10 protein-coding genes are annotated in these 11,537 nt (G+C 67.5%); 1 reads left to right on the forward strand and 9 read right to left on the reverse strand.

Features of this window, described 5'->3' with window-relative positions:
* Window positions 1–152: 152 nt before the first annotated feature.
* Window positions 153–1,145, reverse strand: a complete 993-nt coding sequence (locus tag WV31_RS16405; protein WP_237051333.1) for a lantibiotic dehydratase family protein — start codon at window positions 1,143–1,145, stop codon at window positions 153–155.
* 113 nt (window positions 1,146–1,258) lie between these two features.
* Between WV31_RS16405 and WV31_RS16410 the strand changes: the two genes are divergently transcribed.
* Window positions 1,259–1,798 (forward strand): cytochrome b, encoded by a 540-nt coding sequence (locus WV31_RS16410; RefSeq protein WP_085374577.1) that lies wholly within the window; start codon window positions 1,259–1,261, stop codon window positions 1,796–1,798.
* A gap of 44 nt (window positions 1,799–1,842) precedes the next feature.
* Here the strand turns inward: WV31_RS16410 and WV31_RS16415 are convergent, their stop codons facing one another.
* The 8 genes from WV31_RS16415 to lptF all read right to left on the reverse strand — a co-directional run bounded on the left by WV31_RS16415 (window position 1,843) and on the right by lptF (window position 11,513).
* The gene (locus WV31_RS16415; RefSeq protein WP_085374578.1) at window positions 1,843–2,550 is read right to left on the reverse strand and encodes a cytidylate kinase-like family protein; all 708 of its coding nucleotides are present in this window, start codon (window positions 2,548–2,550) and stop codon (window positions 1,843–1,845) included.
* A 122-nt stretch (window positions 2,551–2,672) separates the two neighbouring features.
* Entirely contained in the window at window positions 2,673–4,085 is a 1,413-nt protein-coding gene (locus tag WV31_RS16420) for a methyl-accepting chemotaxis protein (protein ID WP_085374579.1), read from the reverse strand.
* 149 nt (window positions 4,086–4,234) lie between these two features.
* On the reverse strand, window positions 4,235–4,435 hold the full coding sequence (locus WV31_RS16425) for a hypothetical protein (RefSeq protein ID WP_085374580.1): 201 nt from the start codon (window positions 4,433–4,435) through the stop codon (window positions 4,235–4,237).
* A gap of 92 nt (window positions 4,436–4,527) precedes the next feature.
* Window positions 4,528–5,355: a 16S rRNA (adenine(1518)-N(6)/adenine(1519)-N(6))-dimethyltransferase RsmA gene (gene rsmA, locus WV31_RS16430; protein WP_085374581.1), complete on the reverse strand. Its 828-nt coding sequence runs from the start codon at window positions 5,353–5,355 to the stop codon at window positions 4,528–4,530.
* Entirely contained in the window at window positions 5,348–6,355 is a 1,008-nt protein-coding gene (pdxA, locus tag WV31_RS16435; RefSeq protein ID WP_085374582.1) for a 4-hydroxythreonine-4-phosphate dehydrogenase PdxA, read from the reverse strand. The genes rsmA and pdxA overlap by 8 nt, the downstream gene beginning before the upstream one ends.
* Window positions 6,352–7,617, reverse strand: a complete 1,266-nt coding sequence (locus WV31_RS16440; protein ID WP_085374583.1) for a peptidylprolyl isomerase — start codon at window positions 7,615–7,617, stop codon at window positions 6,352–6,354. The genes pdxA and WV31_RS16440 overlap by 4 nt, the downstream gene beginning before the upstream one ends.
* Before the next feature lie 17 nt (window positions 7,618–7,634).
* Complete coding sequence (locus WV31_RS16445) at window positions 7,635–10,403, reverse strand: LPS-assembly protein LptD (RefSeq protein ID WP_085374584.1); 2,769 nt, start codon at window positions 10,401–10,403, stop codon at window positions 7,635–7,637.
* A 12-nt stretch (window positions 10,404–10,415) separates the two neighbouring features.
* Window positions 10,416–11,513: an LPS export ABC transporter permease LptF gene (gene lptF, locus WV31_RS16450; RefSeq protein WP_085374585.1), complete on the reverse strand. Its 1,098-nt coding sequence runs from the start codon at window positions 11,511–11,513 to the stop codon at window positions 10,416–10,418.
* Window positions 11,514–11,537: the final 24 nt, after the last annotated feature.

An 11,537-nucleotide genomic window follows, 5' to 3' on the forward strand; every position in this document is an offset into this window, starting at 1 on the left:
GGGTTTGGTCTGGAAGCGGTCGTCATTATGCCAAACGCCATACGAAAGCTGATAAAAGGATAATGGGGCGCCGTGGCGCGGGCAAGGGATTATACGTATTTTCGGGCAAGTTGTTGCTGAAAGTGCGCCTGTTTGACGAAATGTGACCGGGGTCAATAATTGGCGATGGCGCAGGACTGGCCCTTGCCGCGCAAGCTTCGGCACAGGGTTTCGGCGTCGGCGCCCGACAGGGGGCCGGCCATCAGGCGGTAGGTGGTTCCCAGGTCGGGAATGTCGGTTTTGACCGCCTTGAACTCCAGGGGCGCCAGTTCCGGATATTCCTTTTTCAGGGCCTCGACCGCCTTGTCGGTGGTGGTGGGCGACGCCATGGACAAAAGGTGCAGCCCCAGCGTGCCCTTGGGGTTGAACGGCACCGTGCCGCCGGGGATGTCGCCGGGCCTGGTGGCGCCGGGAACACCGCCATCGGGGGCGGCTCCGCCGGGCAGGGTCGGCTTCTTCCTGGGCTTCTTCTTGGGCGGCGGGGGCGGCGGCGGCGCATTGGCCAGGTTCCGTTCGGCGGCGATGATGGCGGCCATCTCCCGCTGGAACTCGTCGTGTTCCACCAGACCCAGGCGGCCCAGATCCTCGGCGCGGCGCCGCCCGGTGGCCAGGGCTTCCTTTTCCAGCCGGGCCGGCGGCGCCCGCAGCACGGGCTCGGCGGGCAGCAGGCTGTCCATCAGGAAGTCGCGTTCGGCCTGGCGGACCGAGGCCGGCTGGCCCGCAGAGGGCACCGACAGGCGGGACAGGCGGTCGGCAAGGTCGCGCAGCGCCACCGGCCGGCCCAGGCCGGCGGCGGGCGGCGGGGCGGAAAAAGGCAGCAGGGCGCCGATATTGGCGGCGCGCCGGGTTCCGGCCTCCTCGGGCGTGACCAGCCCGGCCTCCACCAGCTGGCGCAGCAGCAGGAAGCGCTGGGCCTCGGGGTCGGCGGCGATGAAGGCGGGGACATTGAGGCGGATCTCGGGATAGCGGACCGGTTCGCGTGCCATTTCCTGCGGCGGCGACGGCCAGGATTCGGCGGGGGGCGGAACACCGACCACGCCGCCGCATGACGCCAGCGCCGACAGCATCGCCAGGAGCGAAGCGATACGCGATGCACCACGCGGCATTACCGTTCCCCTTGAAATCCCATGCATGAAGGGTATGCGCTCGGCCGGCAATGTCAACCTCCGGTACGGCGTGCTAGGGTGGCCGGACCGTTGAATTGAGCTGGGGGCTTGGCATGACCGGAACGGCTTCTGCCCGCTACGACGCCGTGGCGCGGATCCTTCATTGGGTGATGGCGGCGGCCATCCTGGCCCTGTGGGTGATCGGGCACATGATCGACGTCCTGCCCAAGGGGCCGGTGCGGTCCGAGGTGATCGGCCTGCACAAGGCCATCGGGGTGATTCTGCTGGTGATGGCGGTGGCGCGGCTGGCCTGGCGGCTGACCCGGCCCCAGCCGCCGCTGCCCGCCACCATGCCGGCGGTCGAGCGCCTGATGGCCTCGGCCGGGCATGTGGGTCTCTATGTGCTGATGGTGCTGATTCCCCTGGATGGAATCCTGCTCAGCCAGAGCGCCGGCCGCGAGGTCTCGGTGTTCGGCCTGGTGCTGCCCGTGCTGGTGGGCAAGGACGACGCCCTGAAGGGGATGCTGAAGGGCGGCCATGTGGCCTTGGGCTGGATTCTGGCCGTGGTGCTGGCCGGGCATGTGGCGGCGGCGCTGCGCCACCGTTTCATCCTCAAGGACGACATCATGGCCCGTATGCTGCCGGGACGCTGAGGAGCGGCCGGGGCGGGGCGTTTTCCCCGCCCCGGCTTCGCGCCTTACACCTGGGCGTGGGCGAGGTCGCCGCGCAGAACGCGGCCGGAATGGACGGCTTCGGCCATCACCACGATGGTCTCCACCACGTCCTCGAAATCATCCATGCGATCGGTGTTGATGGTCAGGTCGAACTGGCTGGCGTCGGACAGGCGCGAGCCGAACGCCTCCCACACGAACTTGCCGCGCCGGTGGTTGAGGTCCTGGGCCTTGGCCAGCAGGTCGGCCTCGTTACCGTGGCCGGCGGCCGCCATGCGCTTGGCGCAGACTTCGGGGCTGCCCGCCACCCGGACCCGCAGCGCGCATTCGCCCGCCAGGATGATGTGGGCGCCGCGCCCGACGATGACGCCGCCCAGACGGCCCAGGCTCATCACCACCTTGATCAGGGTGTCGCGGTAGGCGTCGGGGCTGATGTCCTTGCCCGAGAACAGGCGGTAGAGCCACATGTCCTTGGCGCGGCCGAAGCCTTCGTCCAGCAGCCGCACGATGGCCGGGTCGTCGTTCAGGCGGCCCGACACCTCGCGCAGCAATTCCTCGTCGTAAAGGGGCAGTTTCAGGCGCTGGCACAGGCGGGTGGCGATGACGTCTCCACCCGAGCCGAAATCGCGCGACAGGGTGATCACCGGCTGGCGGGGGCGCAGGTGCTCGCCTTGGCGAGGTACGGTGGCGACCTCGGCCATGGCGGAGATTACGGAAAGGATATTGGTCGTCATGGAAGCCTCCCTGCGGAATGCCTACCTATCGGCCATGATACGCCCAAGACGAAGGGGCCGCCATCCCCCGCGTGGAGAAGGCGGCCCCGGCAAAAACGCGGTTGCCCTGTCGTGGGCGGTGTCTAGATCCGGTAGCCCAGGCGGATGCCGCCCCAATGGCGCCCCTGTACCATGATGGGGGAGGAAACGTCCTTCATCATGATGAACTGCCCGCCGCCCATGTCGCGGCGATAGGTCTGCAGCAGGAAGGGCTTGGTGTTGCGTCCCGCCGACAGGCCGGTGCGGTCGTTGAACATGCGCCGGTTGCGGCAATTGGCGTTGTTCCACACGGGGTCGGCGCCCTGGGGGTGCGACACCTTCTTGTTGTGGGTGGCGATATAGCCGTTGCGGTCGATGGTGACGCAAAAGGCCACGCGCGAATCGAGGCCCAGCAGCGGTTCCTGGATGTCGGGCAGCACCTGGTCGGTGAAGGCGACATAGCGCGAGGTGTGCTGTTGCGGGTTGGTGCCGGCGATGGGCTGGTACGCCTCGTCGAACAGGTCGGAGATGGAAATGCGTCCGGAGGTGACGCCCTGCTCGAACAGGGCGGACACCTTGCGGGCGGCGTCCTGGATGGCCTCGATGAACGGTGTGTCGGCGGTGCGGAAGCCCGAGGCGGCGATATAGCCCATCAGCTCCTCGGAATTGCCCAGGAGCGAGGCGATGCGCTCGTCGGCCTTGCGCAGGCTTTCGCTGGTCATGGCGATGCCTTCGAAGAACTTGTCGATCTCGCCGATCACGTCGCCGCACTGGGTGAGCGAGGCGGAGGCGGCCTGGGAGATGTCGCCCACCTTGCTTTCCACCGATTCGATGACGTTGCCGAACACCGAGACCGCTTCGTTGATGACGCCGACGCCGGACCCTACCGAATCGGCCATCTTCAGGGTGTCGGTGGAGGTTTCGATCAGGTCGGTGACCGAGCCCGACAGCTTGTGGACGGTGTCGTCGATGCCGCTGGTGACGTCGGCGGTCTGGCGCGCCAGGGTCTTGACCTCGGTGGCGACCACCGCGAAGCCCTTGCCCGCCTCGCCGGCGCGCGCCGCCTCGATGGTGGCGTTCAAGGCCAGGAGATTGGTCTGGCGCGCGATCTTCTGGATGTTGCGCGACATGGTGCTGACCTCGCCCAGCGCGCCTTCCAGGCCCTCCAGGCGTTCCTCGATGCCCTGGACCGCGCCCACCAGCTGGTTGACGCCCGACAGCGCCTCTTCCACCGTGCGCAGTGATTCCGAGGATTGGTGCCCGGCCTGAATGGTCATGTCGCGGGTCTCGCGCCCGGCGGTGTCGATCAGCCCGATGGTCTCGGCCATGGTGTGGGCGATCATCTTCAGGTGGCCGAACAGCTCTTCCTGATGTTTCACGAAGCGGGTCAGGCCGTCCATGGTGCCGGCGATGTCGGCGACCTCGAGGCTGAGACTGTCGATCTGCTTCAAAACCTCGGTGGCGAACGAATCAATACGCTCCGCCGTCGGGGAGGCCCCGTCGCGCTCAGCCGTCATTCCGCTTTCTCCCAGAGTACAATTCACCCATTTTACGGCGCCTCTTTTGGGCGCCTTTATTAATTGGGTTTCAATAAAACCTATTGCCAGGGTATGCGTCAACGCCTGCGTTCAGACAAAATCAGGCCATTTGGTATGAGGCGTGGGCGCTAAGCGGATGAATCTCCGTCCTCATCGGCGAATTCGCCCGCCTGATCTTCGCCTTTGGATTTTACAGGCCTGTTCTTTACCGGATTGGAAAAGCGGAAGCGTCCGGCCAGCACGCAGCCCTTCATGCCCGGATCGCAAGGCCGTCCGGCCACCCGCGTGCAGGTGCCGTGATCATCGTGGGGGCAGCCCCATCCGCTCATGTGGCCTCCGTTTCGTTGCGCTCAGTGTAGCATGGCGGCGGTCAGGCGCGCTGACGCTCGTCAAGAGGTACGGGCGTCAAGAGGTACGGGCGTCAAGAGGTACGGGCGTCAAGGGCCTGGGCCAGGGCGCAGAATCCCTCGACCGGGATTTCCTCGGCCCGGGCGGTGGGGGCAAGGCCGGTGCGTTCCAGAAGATCCTCGGGGTTCCCCAAGGATTTCAGGCTGGAGCGCAGCATCTTGCGCCGCTGGCCGAAGGCGGCGGCGGTGACCCGTTCCAGGGTGGCGAAGCGGGCCGGCGCCAGCGGTTCGGCGCGCGGCACCAGTTCCACCACCGTCGAGGTGACGGCGGGCGGCGGCGTGAAGGCCCGGCGATCCACGTTGAACAGCGGGCGCACCTCGCACAGCCACTGGGTGATCACCGACAGGCGGCCGTAATGGTCCGAGCGGGGCGGCGCGGCCAGGCGGTCCACCACTTCCTTCTGGAACATCAGGATCAGGCGCTCGAACGCCCCGGCGCGCTTCAGCCAGCCCAGCAGCAGGGCGGTGGAGATGTTGTAGGGCAGGTTGGCGACGATGCGGCGCGGCGCCTCGCCCAACTCGGCGGCGTCGATGGTCATGGCGTCGGCGGCCATGATCTCCAGGCGGCCGGGATAGGCTTCGGCGATTTCGTTCTGGATGGCGATGGCGCGGTCGTCGCGTTCGATGGCGACGACGTGGCGGGCCCCGGCATCCAGCAGGGCGCGGGTCAGGCCGCCGGGACCCGGCCCGATCTCGATCACCGTGCCCACCGAAAGGTCGCCGGCCGCCCGGGCGATGCGCCCGGTCAGGTTGAGGTCGAACAGGAAGTGCTGGCCCAGCGACTTGCGGGCATCGAGTCCGTGGCGGGCGATGACGTCCCTCAGCGGCGGCAGTTCAGCCATGGCGCCTGGCCCGGTTGGCGGCGATGGCGGCGGCCATGGACAGGGCGGCCAGCAGGCTGCCGGCATTGGCCTTGCCCGTTCCCGCCAGGTCGAAGGCGGTGCCGTGATCGGGCGAGGTGCGCACCACCGGCAGACCCAGGGTGACGTTGACGCCGCCGTCGAAATCGATGGTCTTGATGGGGATCAGCGCCTGGTCGTGGTACATGCACAGCGCCGCGTCGTAGCCCTGGCGCGCCCGCGGGTGGAACAGGGTGTCGGACGGCAGGGGGCCGAAGGCGTCGATTCCTGCGGCCCGCAACTCGGCCACGGCGGGGGCGACCATGTCCTCGTCCTCGCGGCCCATGGTGCCGCCTTCACCGGCATGGGGGTTGAGCCCGGCCACGGCGAGGCGCGGCCGGTCGATGCCGAAATCCACCTCCAGCGCCCGGGCGGTGACGCGGCCGATCTCGACGATATGGGCGCGGGTGAGCGTGCGGATGGCTTCGGCCAGTCCCAGATGGATGGTCACCGGCACCACCCGCAGTTGGGGGCAGGCCAGCATCATCACTTCCCGCAGGCCGGGGCGGCCCAGCAGGGCGGCCAGGAACTCGGTATGGCCGGGATAGGCGAAGCCGCCCTGATACATGACGTGCTTGTGGATGGGATTGGTGACCAGCCCCGCCACCTCGCCGGCCAGGGCCAGGGCGACGGCCCGCTCGATGGCTCCCTTGACCGCCGGAACATTGGCGGGGTCGGGCCTGCCCGGCTCGACCGCGACGGCCAGGGGCTGGTGCAGGACGGGAAGCGCCGTGGCGAAGACGGTTTCGGCCTGGGCGGGGGATGCCACTTCCTGAACGGGAACGTCGAGGCCCAGCCTCGCCGCCAGCCGCCGCAGCCGGCCGGCATCGTCGATCATGACGAAGGGCGGCACGCCGCCATCCGCCCGCCGGATCCAGGCCCCGAGCGCGATATCCCCTCCGATCCCGGCGGGCTCGCCCATGGTCAGGGCGAGAATGCTCACAGCCGGAAGTCGATGAAGGCGGCGCGGCGCAGGTCGCGGAGATAGCGGCGCGACATCATGTCCAGGCGCTCGTCCTCGATGATGTGCTTCATGGCCTCGCGGGTGGGCAGGCCACCCTCGGTGGCGCCTTCCTCGCGGGCGCAGACCATCACCACCAGCAGGGCGTCGCCAATATTCATGGGGGCGCTGACCTTATTGATGGGAAGTGCGCTCACCACGGGGCGCATGGCCGGCGGTAGAACGGACAGGGTCAGGCCTTCACGCACACCGGAGCGCTCGGAATTGAGTTTGCGTCCCATATCCTCCATCTCGCGGCAGGACTTGATCGACGCGGTCAGTTCCGCTGCCTTGGCCGCCAGTTGCTGGATCGGCGGGGCGCCGGCGGGGACGGGGAAGAAAACCTGGGCCAGGCTGAATTTGGGGTCGGACGTGGTGGTCTGGCCTGCCACCCGCTTGTCGATCATGGCCAGAATGGCGTAGCCGGAGCCGGTGCGGACCAGGGTGCTGACCTGTCCCTTGTCCAGGCGCATGGCCACGTCGCGGACGTCGTCATCGAGGGCCGAAGGCGCCATCCAGCCCAGTACGCCGCCATTGGCGGCCGAACCGCTTTGGGAGAACTGGCGGGCCAAGGCCTGGAAGGGGGCCCCGGCTCGCAATTGCTCGATCAGGCGTTCGCCCAGGCGCCGCGACTCCTCCTCCTGACGCGGGGATTCCACCGGCAGGAAGATTTCGGCCAGCATGAATTCCGGCTGGCCGAATTGCTGGCGGATATTCTCGATGCGCTCGGTGATCTCATCCTCGCCAACGCGAATGGTGGGCTGGAGCGAACGCATGATCAGCTTGACCCAGATGATGTCGGCCTTGACCTGATCCTTGACGGCGTCGGGATCGACACCGGCCTTGACCAGCGACGGCAGCAACGACCCTGGTGGCATCCGGTTCTGGTTCTCGATATTGGCCAGGCCGCGCATCACTTCCTCGGCGCCGACCCCGACCTTGAGGCGGGCGGCTTCCTGCGACTGCAGGCGCTCGTCGATCATCTTGCGCAGCACCTGGGGCACGGCGCGCCGCCGGTTCTCGATATTGTCGGGCAGGCCCGAGACGGTGATGGCCAGCTTCATCCGGGCGTCAAGGTCGCGAAGCGAGATGATCTCGTCGTTGACCACGGCGGCGATGCGGTCCACGTCCTGAGCCGAGGCTTGGCCAAGCGGGAGATGCGAGATCAGGACAAGGGTCAGGACGATTGCGGCGCGGGCCAGCATTCTCGGGTTACCTCCCACTAAAAGACGCTGACGGGCGCTTCGCCCAGCGACTTCAGGACCACGGTCAGACTCAGGTGATATCCGGACAACAGACCGCTGACGTCCGAGTGGTAGCGGTTGAAGGCCCCGATCACCGCGATGCATTCGTCGCTATACATGGAACTGGCGGTCCAGCTGACGGTACCGCCGTTGGCAGCCAGATCCTGCTGCAACAGGAACTGGTTCCGCCAATGCTGCGTCGTCGCCGAGCTCACGCCGTAGTTAATGTATTGGCGCTTGGGATAGATGTTGCTGGTGTTGCTGGCGCTGGGCGACAGCATGCCGTAATCGGTGCTGAAGGCCAAGGCGGGCGGACCGACGGACACTCCGGCCTCGTTACGCCGCACTTCCAGCGTATCCTTGTCGAGTCGAACCCGGTCGCGGATTCTGAAAAAGCCGACCGGCACGATATCGATCCGCCCCACATAGTCGGACAGGGTGTCCGCGAAGCCGCTGCCGGTACCGAATGTCGATGCCTTGTGCTGGCGCCATCCCTGTGCCGCCTGAGCGATGATGGCGCCGCCGCGGGTCGGGTAGGCCGCCCAGCGCAAGCCATACGCGCCGCGCACGCCGCCTTCCACCTGGTCGAGGCCGGGCAGGCGGTTGGGGCGCATGATGTTGGTTTCGTCCAGTTCGAAGCCGACGGAATCCTCGTTGGGGATGCGTTCATCCGTGCCGGAATTGGGGCTTGCCGCCACCATGGCCATGGGCTCGATGACCTGGGTCACGGTTTTGCCCGGACGGCTGAAGGGGTATCGCCAGTTGACGGCCACCTCGGGGATCGCGCGGCCGGTGCTGCCCGAATTCTTGCTGATTCCGGTCAGGTGATTGGCGTGATAGCCGTCGGCGCGCATGGAGGTGGATACGGTGTAGACTTGTCCGTCGGGAGAGATGAGCGGCAGATTCCATGCCACCTTGGTGGACAGGCGCTGGGCCTGGGTGCCGACATCGCGCGTGTAGGCGAGAACGTCGGAATCGGTGGACCAGTAGCTGCCCGCCCATCCCGGCGCGCTGATGGTGCTGTAGACCATGTGCGGTAGAACCACGGGGGACTTGCTGGAATCCTCGATGACTCTTTTGCCCTGGAAGGACATGGCTTCCATCATGGCGTAGCCGCGCCGGCTGAACCCCTCCACATAGGGGCGGTTCATCAGCCAGGGGCGGTCTTCCTCGGTCCGGACCCGGTAAAGCGAGCGGTAATTCAGGTCCGACTGATGCTGAATCTGCCACCCGGCCCGCCAGGTGCGGTCCAACTCCACCAGGCCCTTGGATTCCAGGTGGCCGCGAATATCGCCGGTGCTCTTGTCGGCGGTGATGCTGCCCGTGGAGATCGCCTCGCCATGGACACCGCGCCAGCGGTGCTGGCCCGACAGATGCACGCGCCGCAGCACCGATCTCGGGACATCCTTGTCCGGCGAGTCGATCTTGCTGATCTGGTCGAGCATGAAGCGTGGGGTGAGCGTGAAGTCCTCGTTCTCCGAGACGACCTGATAGTAAGGCGTGGCGATGGATGGGCCGAGCGAGCTGTTCATGCCGAAAATCGGTGCCAGCATGCCGCTCTGGCGCTTGATGGTCGGATCGGGATGGGACATGTAGGGGGTATAGGCGACGGGGATGCCCTTGATCTCCAGCCAGGCGTCGCGGTACTCCACCTGCGCCTCGGCCTGGTTGTGGGTGACCCGCTGGGCCTTGACCTGCCACAGGGGCGTGGCGTCGGGCTTGTCCTTGCAGGGCTCGCAGGCGGTGTAGACGGCGCGGTCGAAATCCGTGCGGTCGCCGCCCACCCGCTGGGCGCTTTGCGCCGCCATGCGGGAGTTGTCGGCCAGGATGGTGCGGATATCCCGGGCGACGCCGTTCTTGAAGTCGCCGGTCAGCTCGAAATAGTCGGCGTGGGTGACCTCGCCCGAGGGCTCGGTCAGCACCACGTTGCCGGACGCGCCCATGACGTCCTGCTTCATGTTGTAGCTGACCGTGTCGGCGGTGATGGTCCGGCCGTCATGCATCATTTCGACGCGGCCCTTGGCGGTGACCACGTTGAACTCGCGGTCATAGATCACCTGGTCGGCCACCATGTGGACCGGCTCGACGCCGTCCTCGGTGGTCTTGAGGCCGCGCATGGCCCGGGGGATGACCCTGGGGGGGCGCTTCAGGCCGACGGCGTCGCCGCTTTCATCCTCGCCGCGCATGATGACCGAGGCGCGCTCCATGGCCCGCGAAGCGGACCGCTGGATGTTGGCCGCCGGGGTGGCGTCCGCCCGGATGGCCGGTTGAGCCGCGGCCGGGGCGGGCTTCGGCGCGTTCTGGACGGTGGCGGGTTCGGCGGCGATCGTGGTCGGGGGAAGGGGGCGGCTGCGCGGCGGCGGCGGCGCGGCGGGCTCGTCGTCGCCCCAGGCCTGGCCCCACGACCCGGTTTCGGGATAGGCGGCGCCCATCTCGGTGACCGGCAAGGGCTGGGCGGCGCGGGTCGGAGCCGCGGCGGCGGGGGCCGCCGGGCGGCTGGGCAGGGCGGCGGCAGGCGGCGGCGGGACATAGCCCGGAGCCGCCTGGGGGACGGGGCGCGGACGCTGGGGTGCCGGGGCGCGGGCGGCGGCGGGGTCATCGTCGCCCCAGGCCTGTCCCCAGCTTCCCGCCTCGGGCCAGGCCTTCTGTTCGACGACCACGTCGGCGCGCGCCGGCATGGTCAGCGCGGTGGAGGCCGACAGCAGGGAGATGAGGAGAAGATGGCGGGACGACGGCACGGTGGTCACTCTTTCGTCTCGTCACGCGGCGCTTGGGGCCGGCGCGGTCCGGCGGCGCGGCCACGGCGGGTGGGCCAGGACCCACAGGCCCAGCGCGATGGGAAGGGCGGCGTTGATGTAGATGAACGGGACGAAGGCCAGATTGCCCGACGACAGGTTCGAGGCGCCCAGCGCCATGGCCTGGACGGCGACCATCAGGGCGGTGGCCACCATCACCTGCATGGTCTGGCCGCGCCGGTCGAATCCCGAGGTCAGCAGCACGGCGGCGGCCAGCAGCGGAAAGGCCAGGCTGTAGAGCGGCGAGGCGAGGCGGGAATGCAGCTCCGACTTGAACCGGCGCAGGTCCCCCTTGTTTTCCATGCTGTCATCCATGGCCAGCAATTCCAGGGTCGAGCGCTCGCGGGCATCGCGGAAGCGGTCGGGCTTGTTGCCGGTGGCGGTGTTGAAGTCCACGGTGTAGTTGTCGAAATAGAGCAGCGACAGCTTGCCGGTGCCCGGCGTCACTTCCTGGCGGTTGCCGTTGACCATCAGCACCCGGGGCCCCTGTTCGGTGTAGACCAGGGCGCCGCGCTCGGCCATCAGGGTGACCGGCTTGTTCGGGTGGCGCTTGTCGTGGACCAGGAGGCCGGTCAGCTCGCCGGAGGGCGTGCGCGCACGGACATAGATGGTCAGGCCCTCGCCGAACTTGTTGAACATGCCTTCCTGCAGCAGCACGTTGCCGATGTCGTTGCGGATGGTCCACTGCATCTCGTGGAAGCTGCGCACCGTCATGGGGATGATCCAGCAGCTCAGCAGATACCCCACGGCGCTCACCGCCAGTCCGAGGAAGATCGCCGGCCGCGCCAGGGCCAGATGGCTGAGGCCCGCGGCGCGCAGGACCACCAGTTCCCGGTCCGCAATCAGCCGGTTGTAGGTGAAAAGCACTACGGCGAAAAGGGAAATCGGGATGATGACCACCAGGAAGCCCGGCATCAGAAGGATGGTGAGCTTGAGGAAGGCGCCGATGGACAGGCCCTTGTTGACGATCATCTCGACGAAGCGCAGCGACTGGGTCAGCCACAGGACGCAAGCCAGCGCGGCGGAGACGAAAATCATCCCCACCAGCATCTGGCGCATCATGTATCGCGTGATCCCCGACATGGC

Source organism: Magnetospirillum sp. ME-1 (assembly GCF_002105535.1).
In the GTDB taxonomy this organism is placed as follows: domain Bacteria; phylum Pseudomonadota; class Alphaproteobacteria; order Rhodospirillales; family Magnetospirillaceae; genus Phaeospirillum.

Bases quoted from the DNA above. Each gene is read 5' to 3' on its own strand.
- WV31_RS16405 (WP_237051333.1), bottom strand. From the start codon at position 1,145: ATGCCGCGTGGTGCATCGCGTATCGCTTCGCTCCTGGCGATGCTGTCG.
- WV31_RS16410 (WP_085374577.1), top strand. From the start codon at position 1,259: ATGACCGGAACGGCTTCTGCCCGCTACGACGCCGTGGCGCGGATCCTT.
- WV31_RS16415 (WP_085374578.1), bottom strand. From the start codon at position 2,550: ATGACGACCAATATCCTTTCCGTAATCTCCGCCATGGCCGAGGTCGCC.
- WV31_RS16420 (WP_085374579.1), bottom strand. From the start codon at position 4,085: ATGACGGCTGAGCGCGACGGGGCCTCCCCGACGGCGGAGCGTATTGAT.
- WV31_RS16425 (WP_085374580.1), bottom strand. From the start codon at position 4,435: ATGAGCGGATGGGGCTGCCCCCACGATGATCACGGCACCTGCACGCGG.
- rsmA (WP_085374581.1), bottom strand. From the start codon at position 5,355: ATGGCTGAACTGCCGCCGCTGAGGGACGTCATCGCCCGCCACGGACTC.
- WV31_RS16440 (WP_085374583.1), bottom strand. From the start codon at position 7,617: ATGCTGGCCCGCGCCGCAATCGTCCTGACCCTTGTCCTGATCTCGCAT.
- lptF (WP_085374585.1), bottom strand. From the start codon at position 11,513: ATGATGCGCCAGATGCTGGTGGGGATGATTTTCGTCTCCGCCGCGCTG.